The 18,303-nt window shown below is 42.5% G+C and carries 11 protein-coding genes; all 11 read right to left on the bottom strand.

Translation table 11 applies throughout. From position 1 onward, the window contains the following. Window positions 1–213: 213 nt before the first annotated feature. The 11 genes from ACIFSR_RS16135 to bioA all read right to left on the bottom strand — a co-directional run bounded on the left by ACIFSR_RS16135 (window position 214) and on the right by bioA (window position 17,955). Window positions 214–6,396, bottom strand: coding sequence for an S-layer homology domain-containing protein (locus ACIFSR_RS16135; protein WP_430058305.1), 6,183 nt, complete (start codon window positions 6,394–6,396; stop codon window positions 214–216). Window positions 6,397–6,592: 196 nt separating this feature from the next. After that, window positions 6,593–7,612 carry a galactose/methyl galactoside ABC transporter permease MglC gene (mglC, locus tag ACIFSR_RS16130; protein WP_339203114.1) on the bottom strand — a complete coding sequence of 340 codons (1,020 nt, stop codon included), beginning with the start codon at window positions 7,610–7,612 and terminating at the stop codon, window positions 6,593–6,595. After that, on the bottom strand, window positions 7,590–9,146 hold the full coding sequence (locus ACIFSR_RS16125) for a sugar ABC transporter ATP-binding protein (protein WP_430058302.1): 1,557 nt from the start codon (window positions 9,144–9,146) through the stop codon (window positions 7,590–7,592). Before ACIFSR_RS16125 ends, mglC begins: the two co-directional genes overlap by 23 nt. A gap of 78 nt (window positions 9,147–9,224) precedes the next feature. Then, window positions 9,225–10,253 (bottom strand): galactose ABC transporter substrate-binding protein, encoded by a 1,029-nt coding sequence (locus ACIFSR_RS16120; RefSeq protein ID WP_430058299.1) that lies wholly within the window; start codon window positions 10,251–10,253, stop codon window positions 9,225–9,227. A 140-nt stretch (window positions 10,254–10,393) separates the two neighbouring features. Continuing rightward, complete coding sequence (locus tag ACIFSR_RS16115) at window positions 10,394–11,716, bottom strand: helix-turn-helix domain-containing protein (RefSeq protein ID WP_430059302.1); 1,323 nt, start codon at window positions 11,714–11,716, stop codon at window positions 10,394–10,396. Window positions 11,717–12,076: 360 nt separating this feature from the next. Then, window positions 12,077–12,943 (bottom strand): malonyl-ACP O-methyltransferase BioC, encoded by an 867-nt coding sequence (gene bioC, locus ACIFSR_RS16110; RefSeq protein WP_430058298.1) that lies wholly within the window; start codon window positions 12,941–12,943, stop codon window positions 12,077–12,079. Beyond that, window positions 12,933–13,688 carry an alpha/beta fold hydrolase gene (locus ACIFSR_RS16105; protein WP_430058296.1) on the bottom strand — a complete coding sequence of 252 codons (756 nt, stop codon included), beginning with the start codon at window positions 13,686–13,688 and terminating at the stop codon, window positions 12,933–12,935. Before ACIFSR_RS16105 ends, bioC begins: the two co-directional genes overlap by 11 nt. Continuing rightward, window positions 13,685–14,863, bottom strand: a complete 1,179-nt coding sequence (gene bioF, locus ACIFSR_RS16100) for an 8-amino-7-oxononanoate synthase (protein WP_430058293.1) — start codon at window positions 14,861–14,863, stop codon at window positions 13,685–13,687. The genes ACIFSR_RS16105 and bioF overlap by 4 nt, the downstream gene beginning before the upstream one ends. Window positions 14,864–14,876: 13 nt before the next feature. Further along, the gene (gene bioB / locus ACIFSR_RS16095; protein ID WP_339203123.1) at window positions 14,877–15,875 is read right to left on the bottom strand and encodes a biotin synthase BioB; all 999 of its coding nucleotides are present in this window, start codon (window positions 15,873–15,875) and stop codon (window positions 14,877–14,879) included. Between the two features lie 5 nt (window positions 15,876–15,880). Continuing rightward, complete coding sequence (gene bioD, locus ACIFSR_RS16090; RefSeq protein WP_339203124.1) at window positions 15,881–16,627, bottom strand: dethiobiotin synthase; 747 nt, start codon at window positions 16,625–16,627, stop codon at window positions 15,881–15,883. A 5-nt stretch (window positions 16,628–16,632) separates the two neighbouring features. Further along, a complete protein-coding gene (bioA, locus tag ACIFSR_RS16085; protein ID WP_430059300.1) occupies window positions 16,633–17,955 on the bottom strand; it encodes an adenosylmethionine--8-amino-7-oxononanoate transaminase in 1,323 nt (440 codons plus the stop codon). Between the last annotated feature and the right edge of the window lie 348 nt (window positions 17,956–18,303).

Raw genomic sequence — 18,303 nt, 5'->3', positions numbered from 1 at the left:
GATTTTTAGGAGTGTCATGAATTGTAGACTTGCCAATCTTAATCGTTCAAGAGGTTATTGCCAAACACAGCAATATTTTCTTCGATGCTATTTTTAATATCGATTGCAATCAGCGTTAAGCGATCGTAATTTGAGCTATATCTTCATATACGTTTGATTAAAAACACGTAGTCAGCTCACATGATGAGCTGACTACGTGTCATTCTTTATTGATTACGAATTAATTAGCTTAACAAAGCTCAATACCCGCTTCAGCATAACTGCTGTCTGAGCACGGCTTGCTGTATCTTTAGGCGCAATCGTGGTTTCCGATTTGCCATTCATAATACCTGCATTAATTACGGCTTGAACCGCTTCACGGGCAAAGCCCGATAGCTGGTCTTGATCAGCAAATGCAGCCAACGAAGTGCTTGATGAATTCGATCCAGCGCTTGTATTACCTTGAATGAGCTGAACAGCTTTCATAATCATAACAGCCATTTGCTCTCTAGTGATGAATGCTTCAGGATTGAACTTGTTGTTGCCTACTCCTTGTACTAACCCGTGCTGAACCGCAGTACTTACATCTGCGGCATACCATTTAGCAGCTGCTACATCGTCAAATACCTGCGCTGCACCATTATTATTCAAGCCCAAGCTTCTTACTAGCAGCGATGCGAATTCTGCACGAGTCACTTTCCCTTCCGGATCATAAACTTGATTCGTTTTCCCATTCACGATCAGCTTAGAAGCGAGTGTTTCTACATCCTTCTGTGCCCAGTGTCCGCGCATATCTTCGAATGTTTTACTGCCTTCAATGATGACATACATGCCATTCGAGTAATGCTTGATCGTCGCTACAGTCTTGCCATCCATAACGGTAAACACCGCTGGTACAAATCGAATGGCTCCCGTTTCAGGATCATATGATACGACCGTTGCTTCATTGAAATTACGAATTACTTTGTCTACGGTTAAAGTACGCTCAATAGAACCGATGGAATGATTATCGTATTCCGCATCTTTCGTTTTCAGCGTTGCTTTATAGTCGATAATATCGCTTATACGCTTCACTCCATTACCGGATAGGGCTGCATCCAATTGCTGCAACTTATCTTCGTTCGCTTTCACCATGCTTACAATTAACACAGCATCGGCATCTACTTTACCTTTCATATCATTGCTGTTTAACATAGACACCGGCCATTCGTAGCTTCCAAACTTGCTGCGGATCGATACGATCGAATCCGGCTTGTTCGCGGCTAATCCGCTCAAAGCGTCCAATGGAATTCTCACTTCATATCGAGTGTGATTTCCAGGAACATCAATCGTTAGAATGGTACCGGCTTGTTCTGCTTTTAAAAACTCCGCTGCCTTTTTGGCAATTTGATTGCGATCAAGCGAAGCCGTCAAGCTATTTAGTGCGGAATCAATCGTTAGCTCAGATTTCTTCGGCTCGTATAAAGCTGGGTTTTCAAGGGCTGGTTCTGTAATACCACCACCGCTACCTCCGTTGTTTCCTCCGTCGGAAGTTTGATTAGTAATATTAATCGCTTTTTCACCTCGAACCTCTGATCCGTCCGTTGCAGTTGCGAATACTTTTACAGCGCCGTCCTTCACGGCAGTCAACAATCCGTTTTGATCGATCGATGCTTTGTCCGTTGTCGTTACGCCATCTGACTCATAGACAGTCCAAGCTACCTTCTTATTGGAAGCGTTCGTTGGCAATAGCTCTGCCGTCAACTTCAGGCTGCCGCCCTTCACTTCTATTGCCGCTTTGCCACTTGCGCTAGTCAGGCTGATCGATTCTACCAACACATTCGTAGATTCTGACTCCCACTTCGCATATAAGGTGATATCTTGTTCTGCTACTCTATCTGTTGCGAAATTCCATTGTTCCTTCAATGCTTCATCCTTGTACCAACCGATGAAAATATAACCTTCCTTGTTCGGTGCTGCTGGTTCTGCAATCGGTGAATCTGGTTTTACTTCGATGCTAGCTACACTACTACCACCATTACTATTGAATGTTACTGTGTACTTTTCTATTTGCGCTTCCCCAAATTGTGAGTAATCCCATTCCGATTGCCAATTCATTGAAATGCGTTTATTCTCAGTGTCCAAGTGTAATGGGGACCAAATATATCTGGAGTCACTCAAGTTTCCATGATTCCAACGATCCGCCATAAAGATAAATTTATCTCTTACAATATTTCCATTTTTATCTCTGTATGGAAGTACAAAAGTACTTTGACTCTCATGAGTCGTACCTTTGTAGTCATCCCAGAATGGATCGCCTTTATCTTCCCACCACCAAGTTAATGGATGTCCTGTAATATGATATTTAGCAGGATTTGGGTTCCAGCCTGTTAAACCAGATGTTATAGAATAATACGTATCATCTTGTTTAAATAATGTTGGAGCTTCTCTACCATTGCTATGAGCTTTCGCCCAAATCGCATTTCCATGTTCCTCACGAGCTGGTTGTGTATAAGTATCATCCAGTTTTAGAACGATGGTTGTCCCATTTCCTTCGGATGAATAGACCAAATATGCTGTTTTATCCTTATCATCATCTACATAAAGGGTCATATCGCGGAGCATACCATCTCCTTCACCCCTTTTGTCAGGATCCCATCCATCATTTGGCATTCTCTCGATATCAAGCACTTTAAACGGACCTATAGGAGATTTACTTACAGCTACACCACCTGATGCTGTCCAATATTTACCCGACATTGGACCATCATGATGCCACCACATTACATAATTATCATATTTCTCGTTGTAAACAACTTTTGGCCGTTCCACAACTTTATCCCAATTGAACAGCCCGTATAATCTTTGTTTCTCTTCGATAGAAGTATCTTTATAAAGTGCATTCAAATCGGCAATTTGTTCCCGTGTATTATGTTTTTTAAGTGTTTGAACTGGTGATTTCATGTTACCAGCGAAATTATAAAAACGTTTTTCCACTCCATTTTCCGGAATGAAATTCCAATCATCAAGCTTCCCATAATTTTGTTCTTGTCGCCAAGATTCGAATCCTACTCCCGATTCCTTATACAATTCATCATCTTCATGAATATACATTGGAATGTTAGAAGCATCCGTCAATCCATCGTAAGTTCTATCACCAAGAGACGGATTATTAAATACCGGCAATACAACACCTTCATTTTTCCAATTATAAAGGTCAGTAGATGAGTAAGCATGTACACCAGTCATCGGAACATAACCAGCACCCATGTTCGATTCCGTTTTATCTTCTCCGTACCAATAGTATTTTTTAGTCTTTTCGTCATATATAATACCTCCGCCATGCGCCTGAATTGGCACACCGTCAGTATCTAGCCACACTTCACCATTTTTGATGGAGCTTACATGACCAAGATTAGAATAGAAATTATAATATTCATTAAGCCAGTAATTATAATGTTCTAGTGATTCTAACGTTAGATGCTCTGTATCTTCGAGTTCATTTAAATAATTGTCCATAATATTTCTTACATATGGAACCATATCTTCGTAAAGAGTGACCAACTTTTCCTTAGCAATTTGAACTATACTCGTATCAATGTCCGCAACATACTTTTGATAAACAGCCAAATCACCAATCGATAAAGTAGAGCTGTTGCCGCCAGTTTTGATAACTTGAATAGCTACGTAACGTGCATTTTTTGAGGTGAAGGTTGCGAATTGATCATAATCTTTTCCTGTATCAAGACCGCCGACGGCTGCCAACTCAAAATGTTGATCCAATTCACTTTGTGTTCCTGTTAATTCAACGTTTGACAAATCTTTATCGCTTGTATAAATTTTGAATTGTCTAATACGACCGTTTTCTTTATCTTTACCTTGTCTCGGTGTGTAGAGGATTTGACTTATATCTTTTCTACTTTTATTCAAGTCAAGAACGATATAGTCGCCTGCTTGGTATTTGCGGCCCCAATCTTCCCAATTCGTTTCATAAAATGTATCTCGATTACCATCTAACATGCTTTCTACAGGTGTGCTCCAGTGTGCTTCTGGGGCGTATTTTACTGTGATCCCTTCAACTAAGAAACTATCTCTCTGCAAATTAACCATTTCATCATTAATTTGATTAGTCGTACGATTCATTTCTTCTTGCGTGGATGAATCCGATTTCATTAATGCATTGCCTGCATCAACATACTGTTTCAAAAGCTCTAATAGATTTTCATCTTTATTCGAAGTTGCAATAAATTGTTCAGCATCCGTTATTGCTTTAGCAAGTTGCTCTGAATTTAGTTTAAAATTTGAATCCCTGTACAAATTGATTTCAGCAGCAGATGCAAACTGTGTGCCAACATCACTTTGCGATGCTAGTGCTTTGAATTTAACATGAGTCGCATCGACGGGAGTAAAGGTTGCTGTTTTTATTGCTTTGTTAGCATCCCATGTTCCTTCTGCAATTTTGTTAAAATTCACACCGTCAATACTTGCTTCAATTTCAAACTTAGTAACTGTACCATTCGTATCTGTGTCTTGTCTTGGTGTATATTCCAGTTTGTTAATGCCTTTGTACAGTTTGCCTAATTCATAAGTAATAGAGTGCGGTGGTTCTTGATAGCCATCGCCCCATGGCGTATGCCATTTTGTATTTACATCACCGTCTATGGTAAGCTCCGGACCTTCTCCAGATTGTGCGCTGCTCGCCGAAGCTCTCATCAACTGTTGTGGTATAACACCTATAACACCATCAGACAACATTGCCTTGAATTTGAGGCTGATTTCAACAATTGCATCAGATATTTGTTCATTGCTGCCAGATTGAAGCGCATCGTCAGCTTTTGTAATTAGCGCTTCCAACTCTTCAATATCCGGGTTATCTTCATTCAAGGTTGCTTTATGTTGTTCAATACTTACCTTTAAATCATTTAATATCTGTGTAACGTCTGCTTCTTGGCCTTCAACGTACTGTGTATTTTTGATTACAAAAGTTGTAATTGATTTTCCTTCCACATTTGCATAAAGCTTAGTTCCTAAAACCTCTAATTTACCTTCCTGTAAATCTTTTTCTGAAGTTGTCACATAAGTGGATACTTCACTTCCCGGCTTTGCAAACTTGGAAAGATCAAATGACAATTGTCTGCTGACTTGATCCGGGTTGCGATAAACGATAACCGTTTCCCCCGTCCCTTCGTTATAAGCCGTTAGTGTCTTTCCATCACCGTCGCTATTCTCAAAAAATTTCGAGCCTTGCGGAATGAATTTACTAAATTGCGCCATCGCATAATATTTTTTTGTATACCACCATTGTTCAGTATCAAAATCAGCATGAATCAGACCCCAGTTCATATTCTCTTTGTCTGGTTGCATATTTTGTTCGCTTTCAATAGCTTGCCAAATTACCCATGCCTGCGGTTCAAACCATTTAATATCCACCATAATTTGATCAGCCAGCGCTAATGCCGGTTCGATATCATCATGATTATGAGCAATACCGCTTGGTCCTAAATCAACTTCTGACATCCATAGCTTTTTATTTTCCTTTTCGGCAAGCTGTCGAACCTCATATCTTTTTGAACCTCCATAAGCATGAACATTCATTTGAGATATGCTGTTTTTTGCATCGTCGTTATAATGGCTCCAATTTTCCAGGAAAGTATCAATTACGGATTCTTCCATTGCTGAAACGCCAACATTATTCAATCCTTTTTCATTCAGCTTTTGCCGAGCTTCCCAAATAATCCATGACTGCGCCCAAGGATCCCAATGCGAGCCTTCCTGACGATTGAATGCACCCCAATAATTTGTATTGGGCTCGTTAATTGGCGAAAGAGTATCGAACTCTATTCCAAAATCATCTTTATAATGTTTGACTACCTCTGCTAAATATGCCGCGAAATCATCATAATAATCTTCTTTTAAGTTATTCTCCCAAGCATTATGATTACCAGCAGTACAACCACTGTGGGTCATATAGTATGGTGCAGAATTGGAAAACGCTTCCATAATTAGTTCTGGTTTACGTTTCAATGCTTCCTGCAACCACCAACGCTGTTTTTCATCGCGGTTAATATCAAAATGACCCTCTTCTGTTGAAAAGCCTTGAATATCAGCGCCTTCACGCATATGATTGTGAGTCGGATCATCGCCACCGCCAATGTTGTAGCGGGCAATATTATAATTAAGTCCCTCTTTGCCATATAATGCATCCACCAAATCATTTTTCGCCTGCTCGTTTTCCCAGCCGCCAGTAGCATTAGCAAACCATATTAATGAAGTTCCCCAACCATCCCATACTTTCTTCATCTTGTGTGGACTTAACTTAATTTCAGTTGCACTTGGTGCTGCCGAGACAGCATTCGGCAAGCCAACGAACATCGATCCTACTAGCGAAAATGCCAAGTATGACAACATCATTTTTTTTACGCGTTTTTTAATACCCAATTTCAACCCTCCCAAAAATAGTAACATCCTAAAGCAACACTTTTTTTATAAATCCTCTGTTACCTAAAGGAATGTATGCCTTTAATAGCCATGGCAATCGCCAAGGCTGCATTTGATAAACATCCCTTTGAATCATCGTGTACTTGCCAATAAGCAATACATTCATCACCTCCTTTTAATACGTTGAATGTATAAACTATTTTTTTGCCATATATTTTCGAATATCAAAAGCTACGGCTGCAACTATAATGAGTCCCTTAATAATTAATTGATAATAGGGACTAACACCGATATACGTTAATCCGTAGTTAATAACGCCAAAGATTAATACGCCTGCTGCTACGCCTTGGATTTTGCCCACCCCGCCAGCAGTTGACACCCCGCCAACTACGCATGCCGCAATGGCATCTAATTCATACATGTTTCCGTAGTTATTCGTAGCTCCTCCCGTTCGGGCTGCTTCAAGCACACCAGCAAGACCATACAACGCTCCCGAAATGGCATAAATATAAATAAGATTTCGAGCGACATTAATGCCGGAAACATGTGCCGCATGGACGTTTCCTCCAATTGCATACATGTTTTTTCCCAGACGAGTCTTATTAAATACGACCCAACAGATAAGTGCTACAGCGAGCGCAATAAGCACAATATACGGGATCGTATAGCCGCCTCCAAGATCGATATATCCCGAACCCCACACTTTAAAATCATCTCGAAGACCGCCAATCGGCTGCGATTGATTCGGCTTCATATCGAAGTAAAGGCTATTGATACCGTAGATTCCTACCATTGTTCCTAGCGTAGCAATAAAGGGTGGAACATGAAGCTTTGCTACGATAAAACCGTTTATTAATCCAACAAGCAAACCAACTGCAATGCCTATTAAAATCGGAGCTATTACCCAAAGCTGCGGCAAGTCCGGGTAAAATCGGTTGGCATACGTATCTATTTGCAGCATCGATGCCGAAATAACTGCCGTTAGTCCAACAACTCGTCCAGATGACAAATCTGTACCGCCTGTAATAAGAATAAATGCCGCACCAATTGCAATAATTAGCTTAGTCGAAGACTGCTGCAATATATCTCTAAGCGTAGAAAAGGCTAGAAAGTTAGGATCTGCCACCGCGATGCCAATTACAATCAAAATCAACACCACGAAAATCGCTCTTTGCATTAAATAGTCTTTCACTTTAAACAGTAATTGCGTGTTCATTACGTTTACCCCCTGATACGACCGAACGTTGCTGCGCAGCTAGGCGCATAATTTCTTGCTCTGTTACTGACTTGCCCTCCACAATGCCTGTCAATTTGCCTTCGCTCATAACCATAATTCTGTCAGACATCCCAAGCAGCTCAGGCATTTCCGAGGAGATCATAATAATGCTTTTCCCTTGCTTCGCAAGCTCGGTAATAATCGTATAAATTTCAAATTTAGCGCCAACATCAATACCACGAGTAGGCTCATCAAGCAGCAATATATCTGGTTCTGTAAGCAGCCATCTTGCCAAGAGTACTTTCTGCTGATTTCCTCCTGATAAATAACGAATTTGTTGATGAACAGACGGTGTCTTTGTTCCAAACTTTTCAACATTATCCGCTGCGTCAACTCGTCCTTTTCTTTCATTCAACAGCCCAAATTTATTCTGGTAACGAGACAAATTCGCGATAATCGTGTTCTCATAAACCGATAACACTGGAAAAATTCCTGTTACTCGCCTTTCTTCGGTTAGAAGTGCAATCTTATTCTTTTTCGCTTCAGATGGTGTTTTTAAATTCACTGGCTTCCCGTTTATGGAGATTTTTCCGGAAACTACGCTCCGAAGTCCAAACAAGGCTTCAATAAGCTCTGTTCGTTGAGCGCCAACCAAGCCACCTAGGCCGAGAATTTCCCCTTTCCTCAGCTCAAAACTAATATCCTGAAACGACTTGGGATTAGGCGACGATAGACCTTCTACCTTCATCATTGTGCCGCCAGGCATATTCTTTCGTGCAGGAAAGCGTTCTTTCAAATCACGACCGACCATTCTCGTAATAATGAGGTCTGTCGTTAGTTCACTTGAAGGCCAAGTTCCAACATAATAACCATCTCGCATGATCGTCACTTCATCAGAGATGCGCAAGATTTCTTCCATTTTGTGAGAAATATAAATAATAGATACGCCGCGCTTTCGCAAACTATTGATAATGTTGAATAGCTGTTCAACTTCATTGCCAGTCAAAGAGGAAGTTGGCTCATCCATTACAATAAGCTTTGAATGAAAAGAAACCGCTTTCGCAATTTCCAGCGTTTGAATTTTTGAAACAGACAGCGTCCCCGTGCGCACTCGAGGATCTATATCCACCTCAAGATCTTTGAATAAATGCAATGTGTCCTCGTACATTTTCTTTTCATGAATAAACTTAACCGGACCAAAACCTAATTCCGGAAACCGACCAAGCCAAATATTTTCCATTACATTACGATGCGGTACCGGATGAAGCTCTTGATGAATCATGGAAATTCCATTTTTCAGTGCCTCTTTAGAGTTATGAATCGTTGTTTTATGTCCATTTATAAAAATCTCACCTTCATCGGGTCTATATATGCCGAACAAGCACTTCATTAGCGTTGATTTCCCAGCCCCGTTTTCACCCATAAGGGCATGTACAGTTCCTGGTTTCACCTTTATTGTTGCGTTGCTGAGCGCTTGTACCCCTGGAAAGCCCTTCGAAATTCCTCGCATTTCCAGAACATAATGCTGCTCCATATCATATCCTCCCATCAAAAACCAATAAATAAGTTAGGAGGAAACAGCGGGATACCGCTGCCCCTCATCTTTATTTCATTATTCCGCGTCTGCAATGTTCGCATTTGTGATTTTCTTGTAAGCGATCCATACATATTTATCATCTGTGATTTCAAAACCAATATTTTCTTTTGTTGGCGTCTCGCCTTTGGAAAGCGCTGTAGCAATCGCAACAGATGCTGCTCCTTGGTTTTTCGCGTCATTCAGCACCGTACCCAGCATGGTTCCGTCCTTCAAGGCTTGAATAGCCGGAGCCGTTGCATCTACACCAACAACCGGAATGTACTTATCACCTTTGAAGTAACCCGATGCTTTCAACGCTTCAATCGCGCCAAGCGCCATATCATCATTATTAGAAAGAACTGCTTCGATTTTATCTCCATTTGATGCTAGAAATGCTTGCATTTTTTCTTGCCCTTTGACTCGGTCCCACATCGCTGTATCTTTAGCAAGCTCTTCAACCTCTATGCCTGCGTCCTCAATAGCCTCAACAGAATACTTTGTACGAAGCTCCGCGTCTTGATGCCCTGGCTCACCAGTTAACATCACGTATTGCAGCTTGCCGTCACCGTTCTTATCCGCGCTTGGGTTTGCTTTCCAATAATCACTAATTAATTGCCCCGAAATCGTTCCTGAATCCTCTGCTCTAGCACCGACGTAGTACACCTTATCCCATTTTTCCATATCCTCCGCAATCGGCTCGCGATTCAAGAATACGACTGGCATATTAGCTTCTTTCGCTTTATCGATAATGACGCCTGCAGCTGTACGATCAACTGGATTAATAATAAGCGCATCGTATTTTTTCGAAATAAATAGATCCACCTTCTCATTTTGCGTTGGTTGCGAGTTTTGGCTGTCCACAACATCTAATTTCGCTCCGTTCTTCGCTGACTCCAGCATTGCATTGCGCACACCCGTCATAAAGGTATCATCAAATTTGTAAATAGCTGCTCCGATCTGTATGCTATCCTTTTTTTCTCCCTCTGTATTTCCTCCATCGTTGCTGCATGCTGCGGCCGTCAACATCATACCTGTCAGTAACGCAAGAACCCATTTCTTTTTCATCCAAAATTCCCCCAAATTCATTTTTTAACTTCTCGACCTATTATGTAGAAGAATGATTGTTATTCGAACCCACAATTCTCACGTCTTGTCTGAAAATTCTAATCTATTGTTATAAAACTGATATGGTGTGTAACGATGAATCACTCATATTTCACTAGGGATTCTGTAATTCTACTCCGATACTCCGTTAGCGAAATCCCGACATGCTTCTTAAAGCAAAAACCCAAATATTTAGGATCGGTTATCCCGACGCGATCTGCAATCTCAGAAGCTTTAAGCTCTGTAAGACGCAGCATTTGCTTAACAGCCTCTATCCGGATGTGCATGACATATTGTCCATATGTTAGTTTTACTTCTTTTTTAAATACACGACTGAAATAACCTGTACTAATGTGAAGGAATGAGCATACCTCTTGAATGGACAAAGCTGGATTCATAAAATGATCTTTCGTATACTGAATGGCTTCTTCGACAATATCTTTATATACATGCTTCCGCTGGCTGGAAATCTTCCTCATCATTTCAATGCATATATCAAAAACCCAACGTTTTGCCTCCCTTAAACTCGGCAATCTATACATTTCTGCATGCAGTTGAATACTTGTACCTAACAGTCCGTCAAGATCAATATCAGCCTCTTTCGCTGTACGCAATATTAACGTCAATACTTCAAATAAATAGATTTGAATGTCCTGCAAAGCAAATTTACTTTCAAACAGTTCATCGAATATCGTATCAACTGCTTCAGAAATCTCTTCGGCCGTCCCCATCTTCAAACTGTTCCTTAAAGCTTGCCCCTTCAGTTCGTCGAATCGAAGTTGCTCACTCTCATCATCTTCAATATTGTGAAAATAGATAACCTTCTTGGACCCCATAACAAGACGATAGTCTAGTGCAATAAGCGTTTCTTGGTAAGAATGATGTACATCGGCAATATCTAAAACACGCGAGCCAACACCAATCGTGACATTCAGCTTCAGATCTTGTACAATCTGCTCAAGAACATCCGACAGTGCTGCTTGCATAATCGAAAACCAATGCTCCTTGTGCTGTCCATTATCGATGGCCAGCAAAGCAATGCTTTCTTGATAAATAAACACTTTCCCAAGCGAATTGATGTCCCATACTTCTCGCGTTCTATTCAAAACAGCTTGAATCATATAATCCACACCACGCGACTGTCTTAACAAGGAAGAGGAGTATTCTTTTGCTTCTTCCGTAGGATAAAGAGCGATGAGCGCTACAACATACTGAGAGCCGCGCAGCTGAATATCATAATTCATTGATTTTTCTTCAATTTGCTGGCTTGTCAGTTTTCTAGTAAGCAGCGATGCTAGAAATGATTCCTGAAGCACAGGCATACTTGTTCGATAATGATCTTGCAAAATTCGAAAGTATTCAGAATGCCCTACATTCTTCTTCATTTCTTTTGCTATGTCTGACTCTTCGTCCACAAGAAGCATATTATTCAAACGAATCCCCTCCAATTTAAACAAGATGCGTCATGAATTTTTTACAATTTCATCATATCACCCTATAAAATCACGCCTTATGACAAACTTTATACATTTTTGTCCTTTTCATTGCCTATCCGAAAATGCTTACATTTTGTGTTGGTATTATTTTTAGATTTTGTTTTTTTATTGGTTATCAGCTATGCTCAGCTATCCAATGAGCAGTATTTGGCCCGGATGGATTTATTGAAAAATAAATAATGAATTTTGGTTTAAAGCTAGAGCTCATAAAAAAGCAGCCCCGTCTATAACATGGAATACCATGCTCTAGACGGGGCTGCTTTTATTAAGCTTTGTGATTTTACTTATTTACTCATTTGCCAATGCTTGAATCATTAGAAGTTCATAACTAGCAGCAACGCCTCCTTGTATGCTGAACTTCTCCTCGTATTCCTTATACATGTTGGCAAACAACCGCCTCGAACTGAGACCTCGCGTTGTATTAGCCTCTGAAGTGCTAGCTCCCATCGCTTTTACCGAGTGAAGAAAGTCTCTTGCTGAAGCATACTTTTCTATCTGAATGAAGCTTTCAGATTGAATACTAGAAAAACCAGATTGCTTGAGCAAGATGCTCCATTCATTTGTTGATAGAAACCAAAGTCCGTGCCGCTGCGGCTCAACTGCACTGGCTCGATAAGCTTCGTTAAAAGCATAATGCATCTCGCAAAATGTAGCAGGTCCGAATGTTGTGAATAGGAGCAAGCCTCCAGGCCGAAGCATACGCCGAAGGTGACCAAGTGTTTGCCTTGGATTGCTCAGCCATTGAAAACAGGCGTTGGAGACGATGAGATCATAAGAGGATTCCTGAGCGTCTTCTGCCCATACTTCAACATCCGCTTGAATAAAGCTTATATGATCTGAAGTATTTTTTATGATGCCATCACGTTTCGCTTCATTTGATAAGACACGTTGTTCAGCCAGCTTGATCATAGCGGGAGCTATATCGAGTGCTGTGATACTTGCACTCGGCCATTCATTAACTAGAATCTCAGTCAATGTCCCCGTGCCGCAGCCAATCTCAAGAATGTTGGGAATGGCTATGTTGCGCTTGTTCTTCCACTCTATGAATGCTTTCGCAAGCTGATCTGACATCATGCGCTGAACATGAGCATGAGCGTCATACGAATTTGCACGACGGTTAAATTGGCGTCGGATATCATTTATCCTACTGCTCATGCCACCATCTCCTCAGCTCATTAGCTATTTGGTCTTCCCTTCCTAGGAAAGAGGCATGCCCGCAGGATGGCATCGCGAATAACTTTGCTTTTGGCAACTGGGTCATAAGCTCCGCTGCAGCGCCGTAAGGACAAATACGATCATCAGTCCCGTGCACAATAAATACCGGGCAAGTGATGCTCTTCAGTTGAGACAAACAATCCTCGCTTCGCAAAATTTGAAGTCCTGCGATTAACGCTGGGGTTGTCCAGCTGCCAATCGGGGGGAGGGTTTCGTCTAGATTGGCTTCCCTTTCTGCATCCGAAAACATGAGCTCTCGGAATCTTGATTCAACCCCTTGTCGGTCCTGTTTGAGCCCTGTAATCATCTTCCTAACATATATATCTGCAAAGCCGAGATCAGACTCACCTTTTGTTCGAGTAAATCGAGCAGTTGCTCCGAATAACACAAGACCATCAACAAATCCTTTGGCCGCGAGTCTCAGTGCGAGTAAACCGCCAAGAGACCAACCTCCGATTAACAACGGACTATGGCAAGCCATCGCCTTGTCTACTGCCATTTCAGTCAGGAGCAGCATTTTCTCTGGAGAATCGGCATCACTGTAATCAACAGAAACATGATGAAAATCCGGAAGAAACTCACGTATCTGGTCGAAAACCGCATCTGGCATACTCCATCCGCATAACCATAAAATAGTGCCGCTTGTCTGTCGCTGTTTCACTGATTCGCTATCCAATGTAATCATGGACTCAGCACTCCTAGTCGAAGTCCGATTGAATGAATGCGTGCGGCTGCATTTAACAATTCCTTATCTGTATGAACTGCTGACAAGGAAAAGCGAATACGCGCTGTTCCATCAGGTACAGTAGGTGGACGGATGGCAACCGCTGTGATTCCCTCTTCTTCAAGAGCTTCGCTGAAGCGTAAAGCCATATCGTTAGAGCCTACGATTAAGGGTACAATTTGGGATTTTCCGGAACCGATGTTAAATCCCGCATCACTAAGGAAGGAACGAAATAATGTGCTTGCTGCATAAAGCCTTTCTCGACGCCAGTGTTCCTCTTTTACCAAAACTAACGCCTTTGAAATACCAGCAACGATTGAAGGAGGCAGCGCTGTTGAATATAGGAGTGGTCTAGCCTTATTCACCAGCCATCGTATTAGCAAGCGGCTGCCACAAATATAAGCACCATAAACAGCGAACGATTTACTAAATGTTCCCATATGAACATCAATGTCATTCTGCAATCCGAGTTCATGGCACAATCCTTCGCCTCGCCCTCCGTAGATCCCCCCACTATGTGCCTCATCCACCATAAGCATCGCTCCGTACTCCTGTTTGAGCGCAACAAGTTCACGCAATGGTGCCATGTCACCATCCATAGAGAAAATAGCGTCTGTAACGATCAGCTTACGCCGTTTATCACGATACTTATTTAATAGCGTACGTAGATGTTCCATGTCGTTGTGGCGATACCGGGCGTGCTCCGCATGGCTGAGTACAATGCCATCCACTATACTCGCGTGGTTCAACTGATCGCTAAAAACAACATCTCCTCGCCCTACAAGTGCACTAATAACTCCAGAATTAGCCATATAACCATTTGCAAAAACTAACGATGCTTCACAGTTTTGCCAATCCGCTAGTTCTTCTTCTAGACAACCATAAGGTAATCGGTTGCCCGTCACATGGCGTGAAGCACTTGAACCAGCTCCTTCAGTGAGCAAGGTCTCACGCATCACTTCAAGTATGGCAGGATGCTGGGCGAGTCCAAGATAGTCATTAGAGGACAAATTGAGCAATGTTCGTTCTCCGCGCATCGTATAACCAGGTGATCCGAATACAGAGCTAGTTATACGCAAAGAACGCTCCCTCGAAGCATCAGCCAATAATTCTAGTTCTTCTTCCATCCATTTCATAGTCGGTACCGCCTTAAAGGGCATTTAATTCAATCTCAAAGCCCAAATCCTCAATAATTTGATGATCAGCTGATATGTCTTGGCCTGCTGTCGTTAAATAATCCCCCACAAAAAGTGAATTCGCGGCGAAAAGAGATAAAGGCTGCAGCGTACGAAGGTTGACCTCTCGGCCACCTGCCACACGGATTTCTTTAGAAGGACAAATGAAACGAAACAGTGCTAGTACCTTCAACGCTTTCATCGATGGCGTGCGACCTGCGTGTTCTAGTGGTGTTCCCGGTATTGCATTCAGAAAATTGATCGGAATTGAATCCGCATCTAGTTCGCGCAGCGCATAAGCCATTTCGACAATTTCCTGGTTTGTCTCTCCCATGCCGATGATGACGCCAGAGCAAGGGGACATGCCGTATGTCTTTACTTTTTCCACCGTTTCAACGCGTTGATCATAAGTATGGGTCGTCGTGATGGAAGGGTAGTTGGCTTTACTGGTGTTCAAGTTGTGGTTGTATCGATGTACGCCTGCTTCAGCAAGTCGCCTAGCTTGATCATCCCCAAGAATACCCAAACATGCGCAAATCTTTAGAGGCATCGATTGACGAATTTCTTTTACTGCAGCCACCACTTGGTCTAGCTCCCTGTTTGTTGGGCCTTTCCCGGACGCAACAATACAATAGGTTCCGGCTTTACGCGCCATCGCTTCACGTGCGCCTGTAAGCAATGTGTCTTTATCAAGCAGAGAGTATTTTTTAACTGGGGCCGTCGAAACAAGCGATTGCGAGCAATAGCCGCAATCCTCGGGGCAAAGGCCGCTTTTGGCGTTGATGATCATATTCAGCTTCACTTTTTTACCGTAAAAATGTTTTCTAATCGTAAACGCTGCTTGCATGAGCAGCAGCAGCTCATCATCGTCGGCTTCAAGCACTGCGAGCCCCTCTTCTAACGTTAAACATTCTCCTTGCAATGTTTTTCGGGCAAGCAATTGCCACTCCGTCTCTACTTTAATTGTTTTCATCTCTATCATCCTCCCATAGATTTAACTGCAAATGCCTCTCTAATAGGCGCGAAATGTATGAATTCTTGTAAGGTATGTATAAGCATCTGTGGAGTCTCTTCGGTACGCAAACGAGGAAACCGTCCGAGAACCTTAAGGCCGCTGTACTGTTCAATTAGTTGAGCATTCGTAGCAACACTTGGATCGTCATCTGTTTCCGTTAATTCCCCATCGTTCAGGATGACGCCAACAATAGGAATCCCTCGATGTTGAAGGAAAGAAGCGGTCAGAAGTGTATGGTTAATTGTCCCAATACTGGAACGAGCTACAATTAGAGCAGGAATCCGAAGCTCCGCTATGAAGTCCACCATGAGGGTGTCATCGGTCAATGGCACAGCGACGCCACCAGCCCCTTCGACCAGCAGTGCTTCATAATCTTTTGTGAGCGGTAAACCAGCTGTAATTAGCTCTTTCAGTGTAAGAATCACACCAGCCTGCTTAGCTGCGAGCATTGGCGTAAGCGGAGCTTCGAATGTAAATGGCGCGACTGCCTCAGGCCGTTCGTTAATTCCCGTGCTTCTTATCAGCCGCTCAGCATCGGTTAGTCCGCAGCCAATACGAGCACCGGTTTGAATCGGCTTCCAGACACCCACATTCATTCCTTCAGCACGGAGCATAGCGGTTATGGCTGCCGTTATAACCGTCTTCCCGACGGCTGTATCTGTTCCTGTCACAAATAATCCGCGTATCAAATCATAGTTATAAACGTTCAAAATACTCACACCCCTTCGGTGACGTGAAGTATCGATTCCATCAAAATATTTGTCATGGCATCCAGTTCAGCAACATTACTCGAGAGCGGAGGAATAAAGACGATCACATTGCCGAGCGGCCTTGTTAGCATTCCAAGCTCTCTTGCCCGCAAGGTTGTGCGAACTCCAATTCGATCTGCCCAGTCATATGGCTCTCGTGAAACCTTATCGCGAACGAGCTCTATTCCGATCATTAGTCCCTTTTGCCGGATTTCACCGACATGCTGGTAATCCTTTAGCGCTGCGAGCTTTTGCTGGACAAATGACGCCTTTGCTCTTACTCCTTCGATCATATTGCGCTCTTCAAATAGCTTTAAGCTTGCCAAAGCAACGGCACAGCCAAGCGGGTTACCGGTATAGGAATGACCGTGGAAAAATGTTTTCTGCTCTTCGTAATCAGCATAAAACGCTTCATACACCTCGTCAGTTGCAAGTGTCGCTGCTACAGGCAAATACCCACCGGTCAACCCTTTGCCAATCACCATCAAATCAGGTGAAACATCTTCGAGATTACAAGCGAACATCGCGCCTGTCCGACCGAAACCAGTCGCCACCTCGTCAGCGATGAGCAGTACGCCATACTCACGGCACAGCGCAGCCATCTGGCGTAAACAGCCTGAAGGCATAACGATAATGCCCCCAGCCCCTTGCACAATCGGCTCCACAATAAGAGCCGCAATTTCATCCGACTTTGTCTCAAGCAAATGACGCAGTTCCACTAACGTATCTTCCATTGCCTGCGTCTCACCGCCTGCATGACGATATGCATAGGGATATGGGATAGTGTAAGAAGAAAACAACATGGGGCGAAAAGTGTCATGATACAGAGGAATGGCACCGACGCTCACCGCACCAATTGTATCGCCATGGTATGCTTGGTTCATCGTTACAAACTTCGTCTTACCTCGTATCCCCTTGTTATGCCAGTATTGAAACGCCATTTTGATCGCGATCTCGACACCGGTTGCTCCTGAATCGGAGTAAAACACTTTCTTTAGTCCTTCCGGAGTAATTTCCACCAATTTTTCTGCAAGCTCAATTGCCGGAACATTAGCCATACCGAGAAGGGTGGAATGGGCCACTCGCCCTAACTGTTCTGTAATCGCCTGATTTAGCTCCGGCACATTGTGTCCATGTACGTTAAGCCAGACGGATGAGAAACCATCATAGTAAGCGCGTCCTTGGACGTCATATAGCATGATGCCTTCTCCGCGTTCAATAATGAGTGGATCAGCGTTATTGTAATCTTTCATTTGAGTAAAAGGATGCCATAGGTGGTTCTTATTCATGGCAGCAAGCCGTTCGAAATCTGTTATCACAAATGATCACCATCCATTATTTTTAAATGTTAACCTAAAATATTAAAGTTAGGTTAACAATCGGATTTTGCTATTCTAGCAGACCTATACTCCCCTGTAAAGAGAAAACAAAATGAAAGAATGAAGATTAACACCGCGAGGAAGCAACCGAAAGCCTCATGAAAAATAACAAAATATAGAATTATACTTTTGTTCAGCTACTCGAAAAAATACTAAAATAGAAACAACAAAAACCCTCCTGCTTGGATCACAAAAGGGTCGATCTTTTAAATTATGAAATATGATTTAATATTTTTTTGCTTGCACATGTGTGTGAAT

Origin of the sequence: Paenibacillus sp. NRS-1760 (assembly GCF_050467785.1) — a bacterium.
Classification (GTDB): domain Bacteria; phylum Bacillota; class Bacilli; order Paenibacillales; family Paenibacillaceae; genus Pristimantibacillus.
The sequence above is the reverse complement of the archived record's forward strand: the minus strand, read 5'-3'. Positions and strand labels throughout refer to the sequence as shown.

What these genes read in the sequence shown, in the direction of transcription:
- ACIFSR_RS16105 (WP_430058296.1), bottom strand. Translation starts at nt 13,688, where the DNA reads ATGATTACATTGGATAGCGAATCAGTGAAACAGCGACAGACAAGCGGC.
- ACIFSR_RS16120 (WP_430058299.1), bottom strand. Translation starts at nt 10,253, where the DNA reads ATGAAAAAGAAATGGGTTCTTGCGTTACTGACAGGTATGATGTTGACG.
- ACIFSR_RS16125 (WP_430058302.1), bottom strand. Translation starts at nt 9,146, where the DNA reads ATGGAGCAGCATTATGTTCTGGAAATGCGAGGAATTTCGAAGGGCTTT.
- bioF (WP_430058293.1), bottom strand. Translation starts at nt 14,863, where the DNA reads ATGAAATGGATGGAAGAAGAACTAGAATTATTGGCTGATGCTTCGAGG.
- bioB (WP_339203123.1), bottom strand. Translation starts at nt 15,875, where the DNA reads ATGAAAACAATTAAAGTAGAGACGGAGTGGCAATTGCTTGCCCGAAAA.
- bioC (WP_430058298.1), bottom strand. Translation starts at nt 12,943, where the DNA reads ATGAGCAGTAGGATAAATGATATCCGACGCCAATTTAACCGTCGTGCA.
- mglC (WP_339203114.1), bottom strand. Translation starts at nt 7,612, where the DNA reads ATGAACACGCAATTACTGTTTAAAGTGAAAGACTATTTAATGCAAAGA.
- bioA (WP_430059300.1), bottom strand. Translation starts at nt 17,955, where the DNA reads ATGAATAAGAACCACCTATGGCATCCTTTTACTCAAATGAAAGATTAC.
- ACIFSR_RS16115 (WP_430059302.1), bottom strand. Translation starts at nt 11,716, where the DNA reads ATGCTTCTTGTGGACGAAGAGTCAGACATAGCAAAAGAAATGAAGAAG.